At 43.8% G+C, this 23339-nt stretch carries 22 protein-coding genes; 11 read left to right on the forward strand and 11 right to left on the reverse strand.

Translation table 11 applies throughout. The annotated features are described in order from the left end of the window. The first annotated feature begins 348 nt into the window (after nt 1-348). The 8 genes from ABU615_RS07710 to ABU615_RS07745 all read left to right on the forward strand — a co-directional run bounded on the left by ABU615_RS07710 (nt 349) and on the right by ABU615_RS07745 (nt 9177). Nucleotides 349-2577 carry a TonB-dependent hemoglobin/transferrin/lactoferrin family receptor gene (locus ABU615_RS07710; protein WP_370388784.1) on the forward strand — a complete coding sequence of 743 codons (2229 nt, stop codon included), beginning with the start codon at nt 349-351 and terminating at the stop codon, nt 2575-2577. Nucleotides 2578-2615: 38 nt separating this feature from the next. Further along, nucleotides 2616-3656 (forward strand): ChuX/HutX family heme-like substrate-binding protein, encoded by a 1041-nt coding sequence (locus tag ABU615_RS07715; RefSeq protein ID WP_100140854.1) that lies wholly within the window; start codon nt 2616-2618, stop codon nt 3654-3656. Between the two features lie 103 nt (nt 3657-3759). Next, nucleotides 3760-4548 (forward strand): hemin ABC transporter substrate-binding protein, encoded by a 789-nt coding sequence (locus ABU615_RS07720; protein WP_370388785.1) that lies wholly within the window; start codon nt 3760-3762, stop codon nt 4546-4548. Between the two features lie 137 nt (nt 4549-4685). Beyond that, nucleotides 4686-5552, forward strand: coding sequence for a FecCD family ABC transporter permease (locus ABU615_RS07725; protein WP_370389356.1), 867 nt, complete (start codon nt 4686-4688; stop codon nt 5550-5552). A 9-nt stretch (nt 5553-5561) separates the two neighbouring features. Continuing rightward, nucleotides 5562-6332: an ABC transporter ATP-binding protein gene (locus ABU615_RS07730; protein ID WP_370388786.1), complete on the forward strand. Its 771-nt coding sequence runs from the start codon at nt 5562-5564 to the stop codon at nt 6330-6332. Nucleotides 6333-6892: 560 nt separating this feature from the next. After that, nucleotides 6893-7693 (forward strand): amino acid ABC transporter substrate-binding protein, encoded by an 801-nt coding sequence (locus ABU615_RS07735; RefSeq protein ID WP_370388787.1) that lies wholly within the window; start codon nt 6893-6895, stop codon nt 7691-7693. Nucleotides 7694-7772: 79 nt separating this feature from the next. Then, nucleotides 7773-8417 (forward strand): amino acid ABC transporter permease, encoded by a 645-nt coding sequence (locus ABU615_RS07740; protein ID WP_100140851.1) that lies wholly within the window; start codon nt 7773-7775, stop codon nt 8415-8417. A 4-nt stretch (nt 8418-8421) separates the two neighbouring features. Next, nucleotides 8422-9177, forward strand: coding sequence for an amino acid ABC transporter ATP-binding protein (locus ABU615_RS07745; RefSeq protein WP_100151409.1), 756 nt, complete (start codon nt 8422-8424; stop codon nt 9175-9177). 107 nt (nt 9178-9284) lie between these two features. Here ABU615_RS07745 and ABU615_RS07750 read toward each other — a convergent pair whose 3' ends face one another. From ABU615_RS07750 to ppc, 3 genes are all read right to left on the reverse strand, one after another. Further along, nucleotides 9285-10199 carry a hypothetical protein gene (locus ABU615_RS07750; protein ID WP_367489798.1) on the reverse strand — a complete coding sequence of 305 codons (915 nt, stop codon included), beginning with the start codon at nt 10197-10199 and terminating at the stop codon, nt 9285-9287. 229 nt (nt 10200-10428) lie between these two features. After that, nucleotides 10429-10974, reverse strand: coding sequence for a nucleotide exchange factor GrpE (gene grpE / locus ABU615_RS07755; RefSeq protein ID WP_367489795.1), 546 nt, complete (start codon nt 10972-10974; stop codon nt 10429-10431). A 269-nt stretch (nt 10975-11243) separates the two neighbouring features. Then, entirely contained in the window at nt 11244-13946 is a 2703-nt protein-coding gene (gene ppc, locus ABU615_RS07760) for a phosphoenolpyruvate carboxylase (protein WP_370388788.1), read from the reverse strand. Between the two features lie 346 nt (nt 13947-14292). Between ppc and cysT the strand changes: the two genes are divergently transcribed. From cysT to ABU615_RS07775, 3 genes are read left to right on the forward strand one after another with little or no spacing between them, the layout of a single operon-like run. Then, on the forward strand, nt 14293-15129 hold the full coding sequence (gene cysT / locus ABU615_RS07765; protein WP_267392000.1) for a sulfate ABC transporter permease subunit CysT: 837 nt from the start codon (nt 14293-14295) through the stop codon (nt 15127-15129). Next, nucleotides 15129-16001, forward strand: coding sequence for a sulfate ABC transporter permease subunit CysW (gene cysW / locus ABU615_RS07770; protein WP_369608782.1), 873 nt, complete (start codon nt 15129-15131; stop codon nt 15999-16001). The genes cysT and cysW overlap by 1 nt, the downstream gene beginning before the upstream one ends. Before the next feature lie 31 nt (nt 16002-16032). Beyond that, the gene (locus ABU615_RS07775) at nt 16033-17115 is read left to right on the forward strand and encodes a sulfate/molybdate ABC transporter ATP-binding protein (RefSeq protein ID WP_367489791.1); all 1083 of its coding nucleotides are present in this window, start codon (nt 16033-16035) and stop codon (nt 17113-17115) included. A gap of 473 nt (nt 17116-17588) precedes the next feature. Here ABU615_RS07775 and murA read toward each other — a convergent pair whose 3' ends face one another. The 8 genes from murA to ABU615_RS07815 are packed head-to-tail and all read right to left on the reverse strand — an operon-like array spanning nt 17589 to nt 23336. Beyond that, the gene (gene murA, locus ABU615_RS07780; protein WP_370388789.1) at nt 17589-18845 is read right to left on the reverse strand and encodes a UDP-N-acetylglucosamine 1-carboxyvinyltransferase; all 1257 of its coding nucleotides are present in this window, start codon (nt 18843-18845) and stop codon (nt 17589-17591) included. A gap of 43 nt (nt 18846-18888) precedes the next feature. Then, nucleotides 18889-19137 (reverse strand): BolA family protein, encoded by a 249-nt coding sequence (locus ABU615_RS07785; RefSeq protein ID WP_367489788.1) that lies wholly within the window; start codon nt 19135-19137, stop codon nt 18889-18891. A gap of 56 nt (nt 19138-19193) precedes the next feature. Beyond that, nucleotides 19194-19949: an ABC transporter permease gene (locus tag ABU615_RS07790; protein ID WP_100140882.1), complete on the reverse strand. Its 756-nt coding sequence runs from the start codon at nt 19947-19949 to the stop codon at nt 19194-19196. Between the two features lie 2 nt (nt 19950-19951). Further along, nucleotides 19952-20869: an ABC transporter ATP-binding protein gene (locus ABU615_RS07795; protein ID WP_100140842.1), complete on the reverse strand. Its 918-nt coding sequence runs from the start codon at nt 20867-20869 to the stop codon at nt 19952-19954. Between the two features lie 49 nt (nt 20870-20918). After that, complete coding sequence (yacG, locus tag ABU615_RS07800) at nt 20919-21116, reverse strand: DNA gyrase inhibitor YacG (RefSeq protein WP_267392005.1); 198 nt, start codon at nt 21114-21116, stop codon at nt 20919-20921. Next, nucleotides 21116-21868 (reverse strand): cell division protein ZapD, encoded by a 753-nt coding sequence (zapD, locus tag ABU615_RS07805; RefSeq protein WP_100140881.1) that lies wholly within the window; start codon nt 21866-21868, stop codon nt 21116-21118. The genes yacG and zapD overlap by 1 nt, the downstream gene beginning before the upstream one ends. Before the next feature lie 5 nt (nt 21869-21873). Continuing rightward, the gene (gene coaE, locus ABU615_RS07810; RefSeq protein ID WP_267392006.1) at nt 21874-22488 is read right to left on the reverse strand and encodes a dephospho-CoA kinase; all 615 of its coding nucleotides are present in this window, start codon (nt 22486-22488) and stop codon (nt 21874-21876) included. After that, nucleotides 22485-23336, reverse strand: coding sequence for an A24 family peptidase (locus ABU615_RS07815; protein WP_367417839.1), 852 nt, complete (start codon nt 23334-23336; stop codon nt 22485-22487). The genes coaE and ABU615_RS07815 overlap by 4 nt, the downstream gene beginning before the upstream one ends. Between the last annotated feature and the right edge of the window lie 3 nt (nt 23337-23339).

The raw sequence follows: 23339 nt of genomic DNA on the forward strand, positions 1-23339 counted from the left end.
AATAAAAATAAAAAATGTCGCCAATAAAATAGTAGTGTTCAAATGTTTTAACTAATTCGTTCAGCGTAATAAAGATAAGCATAAATCAGCTAGGCATGGTTTGTATCGGTCTGGTCTGAATGAACCGAAAATTAAACGATTTACCTGCTTAAATAATGATAAATAAATAATATTGTAGTTGGCTTTTGGCTATTTGATAATGGTTTTGATCTGTGAGTTGATAGTAGCTTACTTAATATGACTGTAAATTAATAAGAATAATTCCCATTTCCACTTGTATAAAAGAATCATTATTGATTACAATGCGCCATCTTTGCATTAATTTTTGTCAAAAGGGGTTAACTTTATATGTGTCGCTCACCCAAGATAATTGCGCTAGCTGTAACCTGTATCGGCTTCCCTGCAGCTGTTTATGCGGAGGGCGAGGCTCATTTGCCCACGATTAATGTTGAGGCTAAACGGGCTACTCCCAGTGTGTTTAAGGATACGACCGTTAAGGCTGAAACCATTGAAAAACATGGAGCGGTAGATTTAAAAACGGCACTGAAAGACATACCCGGAGTGGAGGTACTAGATACGCAGGGTACGCGGCAAGGAAATGACAGTGTGAATATTCGCGGGCTAAGTGGCAACCGGATCAGTATGACGATTGACGGTATTGATTTGCCTGAAGCGAATGAAATGAAGCATACAGGACAATATGCTATTTTCGGGCGGGGTAATTTTATGGATGTTTCTGCACTCAGTAGTGTGGATATCAGTAAAAATGCCCGCGGATTTGGTTTAGGAGGTGCTGTAGCCATGCATACTCTGACACCGGGCGAAATTTTACAGGGTGAGGATAAGGGCGGCTATATTGATACTCAGTATAACAGTGTCGATAAATCTACGGCAGTGACAGGAGCCGGTGCGCTGAGAAGTGGCAACTGGCGCGGCATGGTGTTGGGCACTTATCGCAAAGGTGATGAGGTGGATAACCGTGGTAATGTCGGTGGCCGTGGCGCATTACGTACCAAATCTGACCCAGTTGATCACAATAGCCGCTATTTCTTGACTAAGCATGAATTTGATATCAATGATAAAAACACCTTGAGTTTTACGGCAGAGTACCTAAACCGCAATCAGTGGACTGATTCTTTATCACAGGCGAATAGCTCCTATACAGATGTACGGGGCGTAGATGATAATAAGAAAACTCGATTTTCACTCGGGCATGAATATCACAGTGATAACGGGCTGATTCATTCAGGTAAAACGCAGATTTACTGGCAGCAGACTAAAACCGACTCCACTACGCATCGAGATTATGTTAAAGGCTGTACCAGCATGATTCCTGACCAGAATAATCGCTGTGTATTCGACTTTACCAATAAAGATAAAGTATGGGGGCTGACAAGTGACTGGTCATCACATTTTGATGGCGCTCAGCTGATGCAGGACTGGCGCTATGGTTTGAATGTGGCTCATCATGAACTGACCAGCGACTGGCAAGGCTATTATGCTCGTTCAAAACCTAATGCAGATAACAAAACCATACGAGCCAGTATTTATGTAGACGGAGATCTGCAATGGGGTAACCTGATTGTTAGCCCGGGATTATCTGCGTCTTACTATCATATGAAACCCGATTCAAAGGGATTTGTTACCGGTATCAACAATGAAATTGGTGAATTACGAAAAAAACATCAAAGTGCGCTGACTCCGCGTCTGGGCATTGCTTACCGCTTTGATCCACTATTGGTACCCTATTTCCAGTATGCTCGTGGCTTTAACGCTCCTTCTTCACAGCAACTGGCTTCTTCATGGAACCCAGGCAGCTATAGCTCATGGGGTAATCCGAATCTAAAGGCTGAAACCGCTAATAATTTTGAGCTGGGGTTGCGCGGTAAAAATGATGTGTTTGAATATGGCATTGCGGGATTTGATAATCACTATAAAAACTTCATTGATTACGTGAATATCTCTGGACAGGTAAAAATCCCAGCTGATGCAGTATGGAGCCGCCCTGGCAGTACGCAGATGCTAGTATTGCAGGCGCAGAACTTTAGTAAAGCGCATATTTATGGTGGTGAGGCTTATGCACGTTGGAAATTTGCTCCAGACTGGAAGGTAAATGGATCATTGGCGTATTCGCGTGGGTCTATCCGGCAGGAAGGTGTGGATCAACCACTGAATTCGGTAATGCCGGTTAAGCTGAAGCTGGGTCTGGCCTATGATAAGGAAATCTGGGGTGCTAATGTGGATTTCACTTATGTAGCCAAAAAAGACAATAGCGATATACAAGACGTACCCAAAGGAACAAGCTATTACAACCCATCCAGAAATTATGCATTGGTTGATCTGGGCGGCTTCTGGAAACCTACTAAGCACTTGAGTTTCCATGCCGGTATAAACAATGTCTTTAATAAGAAATACTGGAACTGGGCAGATATCGCCTACATGATGCCAAATGTCAACAGCCAGTCTGGTACTTCCGGTCAGAGTGATGGTAATGCCAGCAAATTGACCAAAGATAATGCAGATTTCTATTCAGCTCCAGGACGGACATTTAATGTTGGATTGCGCTACACGTTTTAAATCATTACTACCAATAAAAACTTTGTAAAGGAACGAACATGAGCTTATGGCAACAATATCAGGATAAGAAAGCAACCATCGAGGGAGGCATGTATTTCCCGCGTCAGGCTGCTGCTGATTTGGGTGTAAGTGAAGGTGCTTTAATGGCGGATGCGCCTGATTCAATTTATCTGGGTAACCAGATTCGTGAACTGGTACTGAAGCTGGAAACTTTAGGCGAAGTATTGAGCGTGGTGCGTAACGATGCTGCTGTACATGAAAAAATCGGCGTATATGAGCATGTTACGCTCACGGCGCGTAGCGGGCTGGCTTTGAATGTGGGTGGTCTGGATTTGCGTTTTTTCCTGCACAACTGGCATCATGCCCTAGCCACTACTGTGACTATCGGTGACAAAACCATGCGCTCTATTCAGTTTTATGATGAATATGGCATGAATATCGAAAAGGTATTTATGCGGGATGATACTAGATTGGCCGCATGGCAGGCTTTGATTGATGAATTTAAAACCAGTGGTAAGCCCGAATTTTTACCTGCACCAGAAGTGAATGTTACCGTACCTGAACCGTTATCTCCAGAACGGGAGCAGGCTTTTCAGGAGCGCTGGAATGAACTGAAAGATGTCCATCATTTTGGCGGTTTACTGGAAACATTCAAAATAGACCGGCAACAGTCTTATCGTCATGCGCCAGCCGGATGTACTAAACTGGTTGATCGCAGTGTCTGGGAACAGGTTCTGAATCATGTGCAGGCCAGTAAACAGGAAATTATGATTTTTGTTGGTAACCGTGGACTGGTACAAATTCAGACCGGTAAATTGCATAATGTGGTGCGTTCACATGGGTATCTGAATGTACTGGATGCTAAAGTACCGGAAGAAGGTTTTGATTTACATCTGCGTGATACAGATATTGTGGAAACATGGGTAGTGCGTCGCCCGATTAGTGAAGGTTATGTAACCTGCATTGAAGGTTTCGATAAAAATCGTCAGACAGTGGTACAGATTTTCGGCCGCCGCGAAGAGGGTAATGATGAAATGCAATCTTGGCATCAGCTTATGGATAGTTTGCTAGCTGGCTAATAAATTGCTCGGGCAGGCAGACATTAAATATGAGTATGAATCAATCCATATACAGAAATAAGTTTACCTGCCCATGTACTGCTTGTAATCAGAAGGGTAAATCATGAAAAAATTACTGTTGGCAGCGGCAATGTGCGCTGCTTTTCCGTTTGCATTTGCTGCCCGTATAGTGACATTGACCCCGGACGTAGCCGATGTTGTGGTTGAATTGGGCGGAGCTAAGGAAATAGTTGGCAGAGAAATGGCCTCAACTAATCCGGTCTTAAAAAATGTACCTAGTATCGGTTTGTTTCACGGGTTGAGCGTGGAGCCAATTGCGGCTAAAAAACCTACACTCGTTCTGGGTTCATGGATGGCACAGCCCGCCAGTATTTATGCCAATTTAAATCGAGTAGGGGTTAAAGCAATCAATGTTGCGCCCAAAGATGATTTAAACGGCTATGCTGCTGGTATTCGGCAGATTGGCCAACTGATTGGAAAAAACAAAGAAGCTAACGCTTTGGCTGACCGCTGGCTGAGTCAGGTAAAGCAGATGCCAAAAACCGGTAAACGCTATCTGATAAGCTACGACGGACGCTTTGTATCCGGACGTAATACCGCAGCAGATGAGCTGATTAAAAGAGCTGGCGGAGTGAATGCAGCAGCGGCGATTGAAGGTATGAAGCCGATGTCGAGAGAGGCTTGGCTAGCAGCAAAACCGGATATTATTTTGATTGCAGACCGTAATCAGAAACTGGTTGGTGGAGTACAGGGATTGACCAAACGGCCGGAAATTGCAGCTTCTCCCGCAGCTAAAAAGCAGAAAATCTTTTTCCTGCCCTCTAATGATCTTTTTCGTTACGGTCTGAATACGCCGCAAGTGATTCCTAAACTTTATCAACTGGCACAATAATTATGATGCAAGTGCAGCAAACGGCCAGCACACCTGAATCAATGATTGTCAGGGATGTGTTCTGGCCTAAATTAGTTTGGTTTATCACTGCTGTGACATTCAGCCTGCTACTGAGCTGGTTTTGCCTCGGGCTAGGCATGGGCGGCTGGCAATGGCCACAGTCTCTGGATGAAACCACCCTTGGTATCCGGCTGCCGCGGGTTCTGGTGGCGCTGATTGTAGGTGCCGCATTGTCTGCTTCCGGCGCAGCATTACAGGCCTTATTTGATAATCCGCTGGCAGATCCAAGTCTGATTGGTACTTCAGGCGGTGCCGCACTCGGGGTAATAGCCGTGTTGGCTTTTGGTTGGGGTGCGGTAACGGTACCTTTAGCGGCTTTTATCGGTGCACTTTTGGTATGCTTGCTGATACTGACGGTACATCGTCTGCTAGGTGGCGGTATGCTGGGTTTGCTGGTAATGGGTTTTGTAATCAGTGCTTTTTGTGGCGCACTGGTGAGCCTAATTTTGTTTATGTCGGATGATATGGTGCTACGTAGTGCTACTAACTGGCTGGCCGGCAGTTTGGCTGAATCAGGATTTACTTCACCTTGGTATGCGCTGGCAGTGATGGTGCTGGGTTTGGGCTTACTGGTGGTGGTCGGGCGCCGGCTGGATATTTTAATGCTGGGCGAAGAAACTGCTATTAGTATGGGTGTGGCGGTAGGCAGTACCCGTATGTGGACTGTGGTCGGCGCTGCACTACTAACAGGTGCCGCAGTCTCACTGGCTGGTATTATTGGTTTTCTGGGTATGATGGTGCCAAATGTAGTGGCCCGCAGCCGCGGTGGCAGTAGGCGTCGGATTATGGTGTTGTCAGCCTGGTTGGGTGCCATATTTTTATTATTGGTAGACAGTGTCGCTCGATGGCTAAGTTATCCGGTGGATTTACCAGTAGGTATTGTGATTGCTTTACTGGGCGGACCGTTTTTCCTGTGGCTGTTTTTACAGCCGTTACGGCGTTAGGAACAAAATATGGAAAATTTGTTTACTGTGCGTAATGTGCAGGTGCAGCCACGCGGCCGCTGCATTTTATCAGTGCCACATCTGGATATTCCGGCAAATCGACATACCAGCATTATTGGGCCAAATGGTGCAGGTAAATCTACATTGCTGCGCGCATTGTTAGGTTTGCATGGAGCAGGAGTAACTGTACACGGTGAATCCGTAAGCAGTTATTTAAAACGTGGCCAGATTGCATGGGTAGGTCAGCATGGACAATATAGTTTACCGCTGACGGTTACAGAATATGTTCAGCTTGGTTGTTATCCACACAGTGGCTGGTTTAAAAAAGCTCAGGCACCGGTTGAAAAATTACATCATTTGCTAGAGGTATTCGATTTGCGGGCACTGGCACAGCAACGGATTGGCAGCTTGTCTGGCGGTGAACAGCAGCGTGCCAATGTGGTACGAGCATTACTACAAAATGCACCTGTATTATTACTAGATGAACCGTGTAATCATCTGGATATTCGTCATCAGCACCGTTTAATGCATTATCTGCGCGAGCATCATGCCGATTTTTCGGTGGTAATGGTGTTGCACGATCTGACGATGGCTGCAAATCATTCAGACTATATTGTGCTGATGAATGAAGGCCAGATAGTGGTTTCAGGTACACCTGAAAATGTGATGCAGTCCGATATACTCAGTGAGGTGTATCAATGGCCTATCCGCCGCATCGAAGAAGAAGGGAAAATGTTTTTCCGTATGGCACATCATCCGGTGCAATCAGCCGCTGCCTGAGAACAATAAATCTTATTTTTACTCTTTTAGAAACAGAAAATTAAATCATGCTCTGAACTGCTTGATTACATAAAGGTTGCTTTTGGTTTGGAAAAAATTTTTTAAATCATATGTTTGATAAATTTTTTCCAGGCAAAGCTTACGCTTATTTCATATCATTAAAAAAGATGTGTTTTATAACTTCTGTTTAAGAAAAGGGATAGATATTGATATGGAAAAATCCATAGAAGGTTATGAACAGCTTCAGCTAGGATGAATACAATCAATATGATTTTGAAATGATTTTCTAAAAAAGCATATTAAATATAAATGCTGTTTGTCTAACTGCTTGAATCTTTTGAGTGAAAAAATTTATTTGATTTGGATTAAAAGAGTTTTGAAATAGCTATAATTTAAAAAATTATATATATTATTCATTTGATTAATTTTTAAGGTTGGTGTATTAACCTAAGGTGGTTTTGCCGTAGATAATACATTTATCACGTACTGATGAAAGTGTAAAGAAATTCCGGTATAGTGTATGACACGAATATCTATTTATATTGAATCAGGAATATTATATGCACAACGCCATGCGTAAATTTTTACTGGGCTCTGTGGTTGCGGTGGCGCTTGCTGCCTGTGGCGGAGAATCCGCTTCCGGTACAGCTTCTGACTCAACTGAGCACAATGGTAAAACAGTGGTTATGGGACTGGATGATAGCTTTCCGCCTATGGGTTTTCGTAACGAAAAAAATGAGCTGGTGGGTTTTGACATTGATATGGCACGTGAAGCAGCCAAACGTGCCGGTCTGACTGTAGAGCTGAAACCGATTGACTGGAGTGCCAAAGAATCTGAGCTCAATAGTAAGCGTGTAGATATGTTATGGAATGGGTTGACTATTACTCCACAGCGGCAGCAGCAGTTATTATTGTCTAAGCCGTATATGGATAATCATCAGATTATTGTGGTTCGTCCTGATGGTGGTATTAATACCAAAGCTGATCTGGCCGGCAAAATTGTTGGCGTACAGGACGGCAGCAGTGCGGTTGACGCTGTGGAAGCAGAACCGAATGTGGCCAAATCATTCAAAGAATTGAAAAAATATGCGGATAATGTGACAGCTTTAATGGATGTTTCAGCCAAAAGAGTAGATGCTTTGGTGGTGGATGAAGTGGTTGGCCGTTATTATGTATCCAAAAAGCCTAATGAATACAAAGTGCTGAGTGATAACTTTGGCACAGAGCAATACGCAGTGGCTTTCCGAAAAAATGATCAGGCATTGGAACAGAAAATTCAGAGTGCCTTGGATAGTATGAAAGTCGATGGTACATCTGCTAAAATTGCAACTAAATGGTTCGGTAAAGACATCGTCAAATAAATGTTGTCTTTGCCTTGGAATCAACGCTGCCTGAATAGAGTTTGTTCAGGCAGCGTTATTGTTGTTTTAAGGAATACACATGAACTATGTGTTCAATATGTTGCCTGAATTATGGACTGGGGCAAAAATTACCCTGAGTCTGTTTGCTATTACCCTGTTGCTGTCTATTCCATTGGGGCTGGTATTGGCGCTATTGCGCTTATCCGGTGTCAAGGTGCTGGATTACCTTGTTAATTTTTACATCTGGGTGATGCGTGGCACGCCGTTGATGTTGCAAATCTTCTTTATTTATTTTGCTCTGCCGGCTGTCAATATTTTACTGCCTGCCTACACCACTGCGATTGTTGCATTTGTGCTGAACTATGCAGCCTATTTTGCCGAGATTTTCCGTGCCGGTATTCAGGGTGTAGGTAAAGGGCAGTATGAGGCGGCAAAAACATTGGGTATGAGTTATGGCCAGACCATGCGCCGCATTGTGTTGCCTCAGATGTGGAAAAAAATCTTACCGCCACTGAGTAATGAAACCATTACGTTGGTTAAGGATACTTCGCTGGTGTATGTGTTGGCATTACAGGATGTAATGCGGGTTACTTATCAGCTGGTACAGCGTGAATTTAATCTGATGCCGTTTTTTGTAGCGGCTGCATTCTATCTGATTATGACCCTGATTCTGACCTGGGGATTCCAGAAAGCGGAGAAACGCTATGCACGCTACGATGACTGATTTGATGATAGACGCGCGAGGCATCTATAAAGCCTTTGGAAATGTAGAAGTGCTTAAAGGTGTGGATATACAGGTGGCACGTTCAGAAGTGGTGGCTATCATCGGTTCTTCTGGTTCGGGTAAATCTACTTTGCTTAGATGTCTGAATTATCTGGAAAAAATAGATGCTGGTAGCATTGCTATTGAAAATGATTTTCTGGTACAGAATAATATTCACAACCGTGCTCATTATGCGCCTGAACGTACAATAAAAAATATCTGTGCCCGTATGGGAATGGTGTTTCAGCAGTTTAATCTTTTTCCACACATGACGGTGTTACAGAACGTGATTGAAGCACCGGTTACGGTGAAAAAATTGAAACGTGACGAAATTGTGCCATTGGCACAAGAACTGTTACGTAAAGTAGGTTTAGAAAACAAACAGGATTGTTATCCGTCACAGTTATCGGGTGGGCAAAAACAGCGTGTGGCCATTGCCCGTGCACTGGCGATGCAGCCACAAATTATGCTGTTTGATGAGCCAACCTCTGCGCTTGATCCTGAATTAACCGGTGAAGTTTTAAAAACCATGCAGCAGCTGGCTGAAGACAAAATGACTATGGTGGTGGTCACCCATGAAATGGGTTTTGCGCGTGAAGTAGCTAACCAAGTGCTGTTTATGGACAAAGGTGTAATTGTAGAGTCTGGTGAAGCCAGCAGTTTTTTCGCTAATCCCCAACATGCAAGGACACAGGCGTTTTTAAGCTCGATGTTGAAATAATTACGCGTTAAATCTGGTGTGTATGAGAGGTGTTAAATTTTTGCGAGTGTATCTAACATCTCTTTAGTTTAAATTATCTGCTTGATTATTTGTTTTCATGCATAAAATCAAAAAGCAGGTTTGATCCATAACTGATGATTTTTTTGATCTATTCGGACACTGTATTTTTGCAGAAAATCTACGCCGAGCAAGCCGTCGGATTCGAATTCTGCCGGCATGCCATCCATAATGGCGGCACGAACAGGAATTTTTCGGATGGTTGGGTTGTCCGGGTAGATTTTAACTGTCATGGGATAACCACGTTTATTCAAACGCAGAGTTGTTTTTTCCGTATTGTCAGTGGTTATTTTTTTGCTATTACTGAGTTTTTCCGACCTTGATGTGCCTTTAAGAAAAGACATTGATGCTCCGGTATCAAGAATCAGGTTATATGTCTTTTTCTGGTCGGTAAATTTGATAACCATGCCTTCTTTCGGATGTATTTTATAAGGAAAAAATGTCCATTGGTGGCTTAATCGGTTTGGGTTGTTTCTATCATCAATAATTATTTTTCTGTGAGCTATATCCAGTGTCAGGATGTGATCTTGAAAAAGTGTTAACCCGACTACAGGTATGCTTTCATCTGGCACAGGCGGTTTTTTCTGTTCTGGATTGCTGGAATAATTCCAACCCCAAGGCTTTAATTCCATCGCTTCAATGTTTTGGAATTCGAGTCCGTTAATATTCAGATGTTTGATCAGAAATTGATCTGATTCTTTAATTTTTCCGCTTAAATCCAAGCTTTTGTTTGTAGTTGGTATTTGGATTGTTTCTGGAAGCTGTTTTAAAGTGTTGAGTGGTAAATGCAGTGCCGTCTGAGAGCCTGTATCAAGAATAAATTTTTCTGCTTTGCCGTTGATTTTTAATACAACTTCGGGAATATTAATATCTTTGATGAAAGTAAGCGGTAATTGAATTTCTTGAGCTAGAGCAGTTTTGGTGATGGCTAGAATGACCAGACTTGTAAAACATTTTAAACGCATGTTTTTCCTCTTTCTAAAATAATGAATATATTTAAGAGGATTTGTTTATATTATATTCATAGCTTATTTGGCAAAATCAAATTGTAGCAATAATGAATGAATCTATTTAATTTTTATTAGTGAGAAAAGAATAAAGGGAGATGATAAGAAAAAACTAGATAATATCAGATATTTTTTCAATAAAAAACCGTCTGATTAATTTCTGTCAGACGGTTTTTATTCGGGTGATTTATTCTGAGTCGGCGGCTTTGGCTACTGTTACCATAGCTGGACGCAATACGCGGTCAGATAGGGTATATCCTTTTTTCATTACAGAAACTACAGTATTGGGTTCCTGTTCACTTTCAACGCTTTGTAAAGCCTGATGACGATGCGGGTCAAGTTTATCGCCAGCTTTGGGATCGATTTCTTTGACATTGGATTGATCAAAAGCTTTTTGCAGTTCGGTAAGGGTCATTTGTACACCCATTTTAAGAGCATCAAAGTTGCCGCTTTGATCTTGCAGAGCCATTTCCAGATAGTCTTTAACAGGCAGCATTGCAGTGGCAAATTTCTGACCGGCAAATTTATGGGCACTTTCCAATTCTTCCTGATGGCGCCGGCGCAGATTCTGCTCAGTGGCCAATGAACGCAGTTGTTCATCTTTAAGCTGGCCTTCTAGCTCGTTGATGCGTTCTTGCAAATCTTCAATGGTGGCCTCTGGCGCAATAATTGGTTCGGTGTTTTCGGGCTCGTTTACCTGAGTTTCGTTTTCGGTGTTGTTTTCCGGTTGCATATTTTTTTCCTCTGCAAAAAGGTGAATTATTTAATTAAATTGGGTCGTGATACTGCTATTTCAAGCCAGTAGTACTAGTTTATGACGGATTTTGCTCTGAGTTGGCTATATTGCTGTTTTGTAATCTATATTGCCTTTTGTTTTTTCAGTTTTTTATTTAAATACCTTATTAAGCTCAGAAATGCAAACTAAGGAAATACTGATGATGAATATTTATAAAGCTGAACAGTAATTAAGACAAAGGTGTATTGTTTGCGCTGGTTTTTGCTTCAGCCTGTATTCCGTAATCCCTGAGCAATGCCGTTAATGGTTAGGTGGATGAGCTGGAGTAGCTCGCTGTTATCTGGTTGATGACGTAGTTGTTGCAACAGATGTATCTGAAGCCAATTTAGGGCGTTTAGGTAGGGGATACGCAAGGCAAGTGAGCGTGCGAGTGTTCGGTTGTCACTTAAGTAACGCTGGCGTTGCAGAATGCTAAGTAGTGCTTGTTTGCTACGCTCAAATTCATCAGCCAGCATGCTGTAAATAGTGTGGGCAGCTTCTTGATTGCTAGCCAGATTAACATAAGCCCGGGCAATGGTGAGGTCGGCTTTGGCCATTACTTGATCCATGTTGGAAAGCATGGTCTGGAAAAAAGGGCTGTGTTGTGCTTGCTGTTGCAATCGTTGCAGATTGGCGCTGTCCTGATTAATTAGTTCGGTGACCGCGCTGCCGAATCCATACCATGCTGGTAGCATGAGGCGATTCTGTGTCCATGAGAATACCCATGGAATGGCGCGTAAATCCTGAATTCTTGCCAGTGTTTTACGGCTGGCAGGACGGCTGCCGATATTGAGGCTGGCAATTTCTTGTATTGGGCTTGTTTGTAAAAAATATTCTATGAAACCGGGGCAGGTAATTAGTTTGCGATAGTGTCTGAATGCACTGGCCGATAAGGTATCCATGATTTGGTTATCCGGCTCGCTGTTCTGAGGGGGCAGTAGGGTGGCTTCAAGTGTGGCGGCAACCAGCGCTTCCAGATTGCGTTCGGCATTGGTGGGATCAGCATATTTGGCGGTAATCACCTCTCCTTGCTCGGTAATGCGTATTTGTCCGGCTACGCTGCCTGCAGGCTGAGCCATGATGGCGTCGAAAGAAGGGCCGCCGCCACGACCTACGCTGCCACCGCGACCATGAAATAGACGTAGGCGGATATGATGGTGAGCAAACAGTTTGACTAGCTGGGACTCCGCCAGATACAGGGACCACTGACTGGTCACGTAACCGCCATCTTTGTTGCTGTCGGAATATCCGAGCATGATTTCCTGCAAATTGTTGCGGCTGTGTAGAAATGCGCGATACCAGGGCAGGCTAAACAGTTTGTCCATAATATCTACGCTTTTCTGCAAGGCATCAATGGTTTCAAATAAGGGAACGATGTTGATGCGGCTGCTGGGTTTTTCATTGTTGATGCTCAGCAGACCAGTTTCTTTCAGCAGTAAGGCAACTACGAGTATGTCGCTGACACTTTCCGCATTCGAAATGATGCATTGATTAATGGCCGTTTCACCGTAATCATTTTTGATGCGGGCAGCCGTTTGAAAAACAGTCAGTTCACGCATGGCATCGTTGCTGTACTGAATGTAAGGACTGTACAGCGGGCGTTGAGTGCTCAGTTCGCGTAGTAATACTCGTTGTTTGGCTGCTTCACTCAGTGTTTTAAAATCTTCCAAATCAGCATGAGCAAATAATTCAGTCACTACCTCTGTGTGTTTGGCCGCATGCTGACGCAGGTCTACAGACATCAAATGAAAGCCAAATAAAGAAACTGAACGAATCAGATCTGCCAGTTTGCCCTCACTGAGCAGGGCACTGCCATTTTCCTGTAAGGATCTGGCGAGATGATTAAGCTCTTGCAGAAATTCCTCTGACTGTCGATAGAATGGTAAGCAGTAATGCTGATTGTACGGTTGTAAACCAAGTTGTTGCCCGGTAGCACTAAGGCGAGTCTGTATGTAAGCGATGGCGCGACGATACGGCTCTTCCTTGTGGGCGGTTGCGGTATCTGGTGACAGTTCTGCCATGTGTAGTACGCTGCTATTTACCTGAACACGGCGGGAAGATAGTGGCAATAGCTGATGGAGTTCATCCAGACACTGGTGGTAATGTTGAAATAAAGCTTTGGCCTGAAAGGAAAATGCTTCCTGTAATGTATCTGCATTGACATATGGATTGCCATCGCGATCACCTCCTACCCAGCCACCAATGGTGATTACATTAGGAAGGCTGACATCCGGATAGATACTGGTAAGCTGGCATTGTAGTTTACGGTAAAGTGCGGGTACGGCTTTAAAAAAACTTAATGGAAAATAGTTGATACTGTTGTAAATTTCATCGCTTACGCTGATCTGAAAATGACGGGTTTCGTCGGTTTGCCAAAGAGCCAGCATAATGGCTTCAGCCTGCTGTTGCAGTTGTTCGCTGTTGGGATGTTGCTGATGGTTGCGTTCATTGAGAATGCTGCGGATATGGCGGTGAAAGCACAAAATACATTGTCGTTGTACTTCGGTAGGGTGGGCAGTTAGTACAGCACTGATGCTGGTCTGTTGTAAGGATGTTTCCAATTCTGTGGTAGGTATTTGTTGCTGGCGAATCTGCTGTACAACATGATTAAAGCTGGTACGTCCGGAATGTTGACTGTTTTGTTCATATGTTTGACGCCGCCGTTCATGATGTACATCTTCTGCAATATTCAATACCTGTGCAAACAGACTACATGCGCGGATGAGATCTTGCTGCTGCCGTAAGTCAAGCGATGGCAGAGCTTGCTGGATGGTTATCTGCGGTTCTTTGCCATCGATAAGCTGGCTTAATACTGTTTGTACGGCTACGGTGGTTTCGTGAGCCAGCATATTCAATAATGCTTGGATCAGAAAGCTGATGTCAGCCGACAAGGGTGCATCTTTTTGTTCATCCAGAAGAGAAGCTGGCATTGTGTTCTCGCTATTGTAGATTGATATGTTTATGTTGAATAACTGTCTGCATGATATTACGTGGTGCAGGTGTCAGCAATACTGCTTTTCTGATAATGGGTTATAACTGTGACTTATTAAGTTACAAAAATATATTCTTTCTCATTTGTCTGTACGGCCTTTTATATTGTTGGCTGCCTATTGCAGAGCAGAATGCGGTAGTCTTTGTTGTTTTGTTCTGTTTGTCATTTTTAGCCACGTTATTGTAGGTATTTAGCCTAAATAGGACTGATTTCAATTTACCGGTATATTTTTCTTTAATGTTGCCGGTAATGTTTATAGCAGTCGGGCATATGGGAGAAAAATTATGCTGTTAATGAAACAGCCATCTGTATTGCCCGGATTCTCTCTTAGTCTGGGTGTAAGTGTACTATCGCTGTCATTACTGGTGTTATTGCCTTTTGCCATGCTGGTGTGGACTGTGACTGATTTGGGCTGGTCTGGCTTTATACGAGTGATTTCTGAGCCACGCACACTTGCAGCTGTGTGGCTCACTCTGAAAATGTCATTACTGGCTATGCTAGCCAGTGTGCTGCTAGGAACTTTAGTTGCTTGGGTACTGGTACGCTATCAGTTCTGGGGCAAGGATATGGTTAATGCATTAGTCGATTTGCCTTTTGCTTTACCAACAGCAGTAACGGGGGTGGCGCTGGCTACTTTATATGCTCCTACAGGCTGGATAGGCAGAATATTTACCAATATGGGCTTACAGGTAGCTTTTACCCCCACAGGTATTTGGCTGGCTTTATTGCTGGTTAGCTTGCCGTTTGTGGTACGAGCAGTACAACCTGTGCTGGCTGAATTATCGGGCGAATATGAAGAGGCCGCAGCAATTCTAGGCGCATCCAGATTCACTATAGTGTTTCGGGTATTATTGCCGGAAGTATTGCCAGCACTGGTGATGGGGGCAGGAATGGCATTTGCAAGGGCAACGGGGGAATATGGTTCTGTCATTTTTATTGCAGGTAATGTACCTTTTAAATCAGAAATTCTGCCGCTCATAATAGTTAGTAAATTTGAGCTTTTTGATTTACCGGCTGCAGCGGCTGTGGCGCTATTTATGTTGATAATATCTTTTGTTATTTTATTAACACTGAATTTATGGCAATGGCGCTTAAGCAGTCGTACACAGGGGCGCTACTGATGAGTATCGTGAAGACCAATGCATTGCTCACTGAGCCAAAATGGTTGCGTTATTTACTTATTGGCATAACTTTATTGTGTCTGAGTGTATTGCTGCTTCTACCCTTATTATCCGTATTTAGTTATGCGCTGGCAAAGGGCTGGGAACTATATATGGCTGCTTTGCTGGATGATGAAGCTCTGGCTGCCATGCGTCTGTCACTGTTGATTACCCTGATTGTGGTACCGATTAATGTGGTATTGGGTGTGGCTATGGCATGGCTGTTAACCCATTTTACATTTCGGGGTAAGCAGTTGTGGACAACATTACTGGATCTACCATTCGCTGTTTCTCCAGTTGTGGCTGGTCTGATGTTTGTATTGTTGTTTGGCAGCAATAGCTGGCTTGGAAGCTGGATGGAAGCGCATGGTGTGCAAGTTATCTTTGCTATTCCCGGCATGATATTGGCTACTTTGTTCGTTACTTTTCCCTTTGTGGCGCGGGAATTAATTCCATTAATGCAGGCTCAGGGTAGTAGTGAAGAGCAGGCGGCACTGATACTCGGTGCCAGTGGTTGGCAGATGTTTTGGCGTGTTACCTTACCGAATCTGAAATGGGCGCTGGTATACGGCATTATCCTGACAAATGCTCGTGCAATGGGAGAGTTTGGCGCAGTAAGTATGGTTTCCGGACATATTCGTGGCGAAACCAATACTATGCCGTTGCTGGTAGAGATGATGTACAACGAATACAACATGGTAGGTGCGTTTGCTGTATCCAGCCTTTTGGCCTTACTGGCCTTATGTACACTACTGTTGCAAAAGTATCTCGACTGGCGCCAGACACGTATGTATAGGGATGCACAACGTGCACGTATAGCAGTAACCAATTAAACAGTCAGGTACATAGCATTGAGTAGCGATTATGAGTATCCGTATCCAGCATTTGAATAAATCTTATGGCGAATATCCTGCCTTGCAGGATATCAATCTACAGGTGCCTAATGGTTCATTAACCGCTTTACTGGGACCTTCAGGTTGTGGCAAAACCACGTTGCTGCGTATCATTGCGGGGTTGGAATATGCAGATTCCGGTGAACTTTTTTTTGGAGATGAGGAGGTCAGCAATCTGCATATACGAGAACGGCGGGTGGGCTTTATGTTTCAGCACTATGCGCTGTTTCGCCATATGACCGTGTTTGAAAATGTTGCTTTCGGATTGAAAGTAATACCCCGACGTATACGCCCCGATAAAGATGAAATAGCAGCACGAGTGGAAGAGTTATTAAAGCTGGTACAGCTGGAATGGTTAGCCAAAGTGTACCCGCAGCAATTATCCGGCGGCCAACGTCAACGTATTGCACTGGCACGTGCTCTGGCTACCAAACCAAAATTGCTGTTGCTAGATGAACCTTTTGGTGCACTGGATGCTAAGGTACGTAAGGAATTGCGCCAGTGGCTGGTAGAAATACATCATCAATTGGGTATTACCAGTGTGCTGGTCACTCATGATCAGGAAGAGGCTCTGGAAATGGCTGATCAGATTGTGGTGATGAATCAGGGCAAAATCGAGCAAAGCGGTGCAGCAGCTTCTTTGTATGATCATCCTGAAAATGTTTTTGTGACGGAGTTTTTAGGTGAAGTAAATGTATTTGAAGATGCTTGTATTGAACAGGGGCAATTGTGTCTAGGGCACTATCGTGAACCTGTCACCACTGGTGAGCGGACACGCCAAAATGTAACTGTCTATGTGCGTCCGCAAGAACTACAAATATTAACGGAAAACCAAAGTAATGTCATAGATTCAGCTATAGTGGAAGAAATACATATTATTGGTGCACAAATAAGATTATGGCTGTGCCGTTATAATAATAAACAGCGAGTTCAAGTGTGGCTTTCTCCGGCTGAATTCCGTACACTGAATTTGCAACCAGAACAGATAGTCTGGTTTAAACCGCTACGCTTGACCATGTTTAGGCTGCCAGAAATGGTGGATTTTATGATTTAAAGCTTGCACGACACTCAAATCAACCATGATATAACCAGAAGTATCCTGCACAGGTAGCGGGATAAAACTTATAACCGTTGATTCAAATGTGCAGTGATTAAAATATGATTTCCTCCATTCCTAATTTTATTGTGTTGGCTGATAAATCGTGTTCATTTTACTTATTTGATTTAAGACAAGTATTGAGTGTATCACTGCTGGAAATTTTATGCTAATAAGATATTTTTCTGTATCAGTATGATTTATTTCTTATTTAGCATTGATTAGAAGTCTCAAACTGAATATTTTATAATTCTCTTAACATGCTATGAGTACAGATAATTAGATTCTGTAATATCTGAAGAAAAGCTTACTCTATAAATTTTTATAGAGTATTAATATTAATGTGGTGTAATTGAGCTATTGAACGATTCAAATAAAAACAAAAAGGGTGTGCGAAAATTTCCGTACACCCTTTTAATATTCGTGAATTTTTAATCGCTGACGCGCTCAATAATCGCGCCTACTCCACCCAGTTTTTGTTCGATATTTTCATAACCGCGATCCAGATGGTAAATACGCTCTACAATGGTTTCACCACTGGCCACCAGTCCGGCCAATACCAGACTGGCTGATGCGCGCAGGTCGGTAGCCATAACGGTGGTGCCGGATAGCTGCTCAACACCTTCTACAATGGCTGTGTTGCCTTCAGCGGATATTCTGGCACCCATGCGATTGAGTTCGGGTACGTGCATGAATCGGTTTTCAAAAATGGTTTCCACCACTTTGCTGTTACCGTTGGCTATGGTATTCATAACCATAAACTGTGCCTGCATATCGGTGGGAAATGCGGGATAAGGAAGGGTACGGATATCAACGGCGCGGGGGGGCTGTTGCATATCAATGCTGATCCAATCATCACCGGCTTCAATAATGGCTCCAGCTTCACCCAGTTTTTCCAGAATCGCCTGCATGGTTTTAGGGGCAGCGTTTCGTAGTACGACTTTACCGCCGGTCATGGCTACGGCACATAAAAATGTTCCGGCTTCAATGCGGTCAGGCACAACGCGGTGTGTGCAACCATGCAGTTTTTCCACTCCGGTAATGGTCAGAGTAGGTGTACCGATGCCTTGAATGTTGGCGCCCATTTTTACGAGACAATCGGCAAGGTCGGTGACTTCAGGCTCCATAGCTGCATTTTCTAGAATGGTAGTACCCTCTGCAAGGGTGGCTGCCATCAGCAGGTTTTCAGTACCAGTGACGGTCACCATATCCATGACGATATGAGCACCTTTTAATCTCTGGGCACGTGCTTTGACGTATCCGTGTTCAATAGTAATTTCGGCACCCATGGCTTCGAGCCCTTTTAAATGCTGATCTACTGGTCTTGAACCAATGGCGCATCCGCCCGGCAAGCTGACTTGAGCTTCACCAAAGTGTGCCAGTGTTGGTCCAAGCACCAAAATGGAGGCGCGCATGGTTTTGACCAATTCGTAGGGTGCACAGGTATTATTTATACCGCTACAGTTGATTTCAAATTCCTCTATATTGTCGGTCAGTACACGTGCCCCCATACCTTGTAATAGCTTTTGGGTAGTTTTAACATCGCGCAACATTGGTACATTGGTCAGATGCAGTGTTTCGCTTGTCAGTAAAGACGCGCACAGCAGGGGAAGTGCTGCATTTTTGGCGCCGGAGATAAAGATTTCGCCGTTTAATGCGCCATTAGCGCGGATTTTTAATTTTTCCATATTAATTCTCTAGATTTGGCAGAAATAGGTTTTTCTATATTGTTTATTGCTGTTTTTCTGCCCATTCAGACGGTGTTGCAGCTGTGGTGATGGAAAGTGCATGTAATTCATTACTGGCAATTTGTTGTGCGAGACCATCTTTTATCATGCGATGACGGGCCAGACGGTTTTTTCCGGTAAAGGCACCAGACACAATCCGAGCAAAGAAATGGTGTCCATCTCCTTCTACTTCGAGATATTCGCACGGTAACAGATTGGCAATCATGGCTTTTACCTCTTCAGGTGTTAACATGACGGGCTCCAGAAAAGCTAGTGATAAATGGCGGCTATTATAGCGTTTTAGTTTGTCTAATTGCGTAATTTCCAGCCAGATTTTAGGATGGCACAGACAAGAATACACAGAATAATGGCAAAGCTGCTCACTACGGTAAGTGCTAGCCATGGTGAGGAGTCACTCTGGCCAAAAAAGCCATATCTGAAGCCATCAATCATGTAAAAAACCGGATTGAAATGGCTGAGGGTTCGCCAGAATGAGGGTAGGCTATTAATGGAATAAAATACACCTGAAAGGAATGTTAAAGGCATAATCAGGAAGTTTTGGAAAGCAGCTAATTGGTCAAATTTTTCTGCGACTATGCCTGCTAACAGACCAAACATGCCCATGATGGCGCAGCCCAATAAGGCGAAGATGATTATCCAACCAAGATGGTGTGGAATGGGTAAACCGAAAAAGGCAGTGACAGCAATTACTCCGATGCCAACCATTAATCCGCGCAAAATTGAGGCGCCAACATAAGCGCAGAAGAATGCTGCTGTACCCAGAGGTGGTAATAGGATAAATATAAGATTACCGGTAATACGTGACTGAATTAGGCTGGAGGAGGAGTTGGCGAAGGCATTCTGTAGCATGGACATCATAGCCAAACCCGGTATCAGAAAGGCCGTATAGCTAACTCCAGGCAGGATATCTGGGCGTCCTTTCATGACTTGTGCAAATATCAGCTGATAAAGTAAAGCGGTCAAAATAGGTGCAGATAGGGTTTGAAACCCTACTTTCCAGAAGCGCAAGACTTCTTTTTTTAATAATGTGTAGCAACCAGTGATATTCATTTTTCATCTTTCATGTGGTCGCTGGTGAGGCGCAGGAAAACATTTTCAAGATCATTCTCCAGGATTTGTAGGTTTCTGACATTTATATTTTGGTTTTGCAGGCTTTGTAGCATAGTGGCCAATTGGCTGTAGTCTGCTAGTTTCAGAAGGTAGTTGTAGCCATCTTCTTTGATGATTTGCTGACGCAGATTTTCTGGTAATTTTTGATCAAGTGTTAAGGCCAGTTGTTTATCGGTTTCTGCGTGCAGCAGATTCTGGGTACTATCTAATGCCACAATTTCACCATGTTTCAGCATGGCGATCCGATTACACAATGATTGTGCTTCTTCAAGATAATGTGTGGTTAGAATGATGGTATGGCCGGCTTTGTTTAGTCTGGTAATGAATTGCCACAGGTTTTGGCGTAATTCTACGTCGACGCCAGCGGTGGGTTCATCCAGTACAATAACGGGTGGGCGGTGTACCAGAGCCAGTGCCACCATAACACGGCGTTTCATGCCACCGGAAAGGTTACGGGTATTGGTGTTGGCTTTATCTGCCAAGCCAAGATTGGTAATGATTTCATCAATCCATTCATCATTTTTATGTAAGCCGAAATAACCGGATTGAAACAGTAATGCTTCGCGCACGCTGAAAAATGGATCAAAAACCAGCTCCTGAGGTACAACACCAAGAAGTTTACGGGTGGTATTGGGTTCACGTTGTACATCGTGGCCGCAAATGCTGATGTGACCGGAAGTCAGACGGCTGAGTCCTGCCATTGCAGAGATAAGGGTGGTTTTGCCGGCACCATTAGGGCCAAGAAGGCCAAAAAACTCACCTGATTGAACGCTGAAACTGACGCCTTTCAGGGCGGTAAAACCGTTGGAGTAGGTTTTGACTGCCTGATGAATGCTAAGAGCGGGGGATGTCATAGGTTGAATGAATATTTGTAAGTGTTTGGGATAATGTAATCAATATAGGTTAATGCTTTGATGGTTTGAGTTCTTCGCTCAGAGGTTGATCTTCATCTGCCGGCAAGTTATAGCCTTCACTGGCCCATGCTCCCAAATCAATCATTTTACAGCGTTCGCAACAGAACGGCCGGAAACGGTTTGCTGTAATCCAGGCGACGTTTTGGCCACAAGTAGGACAAGTAACGGTGATGATTTTTTCAGTCATTATTTGATTACTGCATCGAAGCTACACATTACGAGCGTGAACGGAATGTCGGTGGTCAGTACTAATCCGCGTGCCTGTTGTTGTGATGCTTGTAAAAAGCGAATATGGGTGAAATATTTATTAGCAGAAACTTCTGGCAAAGCTGTTTCATGCTGGGCAACATTAATACCAAGCAAGTGGATATTCTGCCCCAAACTGTTGTGCTGATAGCTGCCTGCATTTGCTACACACTCTACCGACAGACTATTGTGACGCAGGATTTCCAGTAGTAGGCTGATGGCTTCATAAGTTGGGAGCAGGCTTTGAATCCATTGTCGTAGCTGGCTTTCGCGTTCTTCTGGATTTTTCTGCTGCCAGTAATAATATGAGGGTAAATCATATGGGCTGGTACCGCCAGGTACAAATATTCTTTGTTTGATGGCCATCAGCCATTCATTTTCGCGCAGATGTTGTCCAAATTTCTGTTGAACATTCTGTAGATTAGATATTGCCGTCTGAATGGTTTCCAGTGCATCCTTACCATCTTCACCCCGTTGTCGTGCCAGACCTTTTTGACGTTCCAGCTCCTGTAGAATATCCAATTTGAGCTCGGCACGCGCGGCAGCTTCCATGATTTCAAACAGTGAAAACAATGCACAGTGATGTGCCCAGACTTCCTTGCGTACTACGACTTCATGAAAGTGCCTGAACAAGTAGGCGATACGTAAAAAATTCCGCACGCGCTCGGACAAGGGATGTTCGAAATGGATTATATCTGTCATAACGTGGATGGTGGTAAAGCCTGATAGAAGTGATGGAGCTTCAGGACTTCCTGCTCAAGTTGTGGCCGGTTGCCATCATTAGTAATTGTGTCATCAGCAATAACTTTTCTGCTCTTGCTGTCAGCCTGTTGCGCCATAATAGCACGTATTGCGGATTCGTCTAGACCACTGCGTAGCTGAACTCTTTGTATACAAAGATTAACAGGAGCTTCGATGATAAGTATACGCTGCACCAGTTTTTGAAATTCGGGTTTTTCCGCCAGTAGTGGTATTTCAATAATGCCATATTGTTTGTCTGGAGAAATTTGCTGTTTGGCCTGTTGCAACCCTTGCCAGATGAGCGGATGAAGAATGTTTTCCAGTCGTTGGCGATGAGTTGAATCAGCAAATACCCAGTTACGCAGTTGGTTCCGATCCAGACTGCCGTCTGCCAGAAATAGCTGGCTGCCACATTGTTTTTTGATTTCAGGTAATGCCAAACCATGTGGTGCAGTAAGCTGATGGGCTATTTCATCGGCATTTATTACTGGTATACCTAAGCTAGCAAAACAACTGGCTACAGTGGTTTTACCGCTACCAATTCCACCGCTTAGTCCAACCCAGATTGTCATGCATCGAATCCAGAAAGTTGCAACCACCAGTGAATGAGCTGGCTAATTTGGCTGTTGGCCATCCAAACAATCCAGCCGGAGATGGCTAGAGCCGGGCCAAAAGCCATTGGCTGACTGCGGGCAACTTTGAGTATCAAAGAGGCAATGATGCCAACAATAGCAGCTATAAATACAATTAATGGCAATGCAGCAGCACCCATCCATGCGCCTAGAGCAGCCAGCAGTTTAAAATCACCATAACCCATGCCATCTTTTCCGGTTATGAGCTTGAATAGCCAAAACAGTGACCACAAGCTCATATAGCCTGCTACTGCTCCCCATATAGCTGCAGATAAGGATACAAATTCACTATACCAATTAAACAGTAATCCCAGCCACAGTAATGGTAAAGTAATCTGATCTGGCAAGAGCTGAGTATCAGCATCGATAAATGTTAATGTTATCAACGCAGCTGTCAAAACCAGACCACCGGCGGCAACTGGTGTTACATCATAGCGCCATACTACTGCGGCAAACGCTAGTCCGGTAAGCAGTTCAACACAGAAATAGCGAGGGCTAATCGGTTTTGCACAAGCAGCACAACGACCATGTAAGATAAGATAGCTTATCAATGGTATATTTTGCCACCAGCGAATTTTATGCTGGCAATGAGGGCAGGCTGACGGGGGTACGCAAAGATTGAAACGGGCAAAGTTTTCTGCCGGTAATTGCAATGCCATTCGTGCTTCAGCCTGCCAGCTGCGTTCCATCATGATCGGCAGACGGTAGATGACTACGTTTAGAAAGCTGCCTACAGCTAAACCTGTTATTAATGCGATGATGGAGAAAAACAGTGTATCTGATAACATCTG

It is taken from the genome of Snodgrassella alvi, assembly GCF_040741455.2.
GTDB classification, from domain to species: domain Bacteria; phylum Pseudomonadota; class Gammaproteobacteria; order Burkholderiales; family Neisseriaceae; genus Snodgrassella; species Snodgrassella alvi_E.

Bases quoted from the DNA above. Each gene is read 5' to 3' on its own strand.
- ABU615_RS07730 (WP_370388786.1), top strand. From the start codon at position 5,562: ATGGAAAATTTGTTTACTGTGCGTAATGTGCAGGTGCAGCCACGCGGC.
- murA (WP_370388789.1), bottom strand. From the start codon at position 18,845: ATGGAAAAATTAAAAATCCGCGCTAATGGCGCATTAAACGGCGAAATC.
- ABU615_RS07795 (WP_100140842.1), bottom strand. From the start codon at position 20,869: ATGACATCCCCCGCTCTTAGCATTCATCAGGCAGTCAAAACCTACTCC.
- ABU615_RS07750 (WP_367489798.1), bottom strand. From the start codon at position 10,199: ATGCGTTTAAAATGTTTTACAAGTCTGGTCATTCTAGCCATCACCAAA.
- ABU615_RS07785 (WP_367489788.1), bottom strand. From the start codon at position 19,137: ATGTTAACACCTGAAGAGGTAAAAGCCATGATTGCCAATCTGTTACCG.
- ABU615_RS07745 (WP_100151409.1), top strand. From the start codon at position 8,422: ATGATAGACGCGCGAGGCATCTATAAAGCCTTTGGAAATGTAGAAGTG.
- ABU615_RS07720 (WP_370388785.1), top strand. From the start codon at position 3,760: ATGAAAAAATTACTGTTGGCAGCGGCAATGTGCGCTGCTTTTCCGTTT.
- coaE (WP_267392006.1), bottom strand. From the start codon at position 22,488: ATGACAATCTGGGTTGGACTAAGCGGTGGAATTGGTAGCGGTAAAACC.
- yacG (WP_267392005.1), bottom strand. From the start codon at position 21,116: ATGACTGAAAAAATCATCACCGTTACTTGTCCTACTTGTGGCCAAAAC.
- ABU615_RS07815 (WP_367417839.1), bottom strand. From the start codon at position 23,336: ATGTTATCAGATACACTGTTTTTCTCCATCATCGCATTAATAACAGGT.
- ABU615_RS07710 (WP_370388784.1), top strand. From the start codon at position 349: ATGTGTCGCTCACCCAAGATAATTGCGCTAGCTGTAACCTGTATCGGC.
- grpE (WP_367489795.1), bottom strand. From the start codon at position 10,974: ATGCAACCGGAAAACAACACCGAAAACGAAACTCAGGTAAACGAGCCC.
- ABU615_RS07775 (WP_367489791.1), top strand. From the start codon at position 16,033: ATGAGTATCCGTATCCAGCATTTGAATAAATCTTATGGCGAATATCCT.
- ABU615_RS07735 (WP_370388787.1), top strand. From the start codon at position 6,893: ATGCACAACGCCATGCGTAAATTTTTACTGGGCTCTGTGGTTGCGGTG.
- ppc (WP_370388788.1), bottom strand. From the start codon at position 13,946: ATGCCAGCTTCTCTTCTGGATGAACAAAAAGATGCACCCTTGTCGGCT.
- ABU615_RS07715 (WP_100140854.1), top strand. From the start codon at position 2,616: ATGAGCTTATGGCAACAATATCAGGATAAGAAAGCAACCATCGAGGGA.
- cysT (WP_267392000.1), top strand. From the start codon at position 14,293: ATGCTGTTAATGAAACAGCCATCTGTATTGCCCGGATTCTCTCTTAGT.
- cysW (WP_369608782.1), top strand. From the start codon at position 15,129: ATGAGTATCGTGAAGACCAATGCATTGCTCACTGAGCCAAAATGGTTG.
- ABU615_RS07740 (WP_100140851.1), top strand. From the start codon at position 7,773: ATGAACTATGTGTTCAATATGTTGCCTGAATTATGGACTGGGGCAAAA.
- ABU615_RS07725 (WP_370389356.1), top strand. From the start codon at position 4,686: ATGGGCGGCTGGCAATGGCCACAGTCTCTGGATGAAACCACCCTTGGT.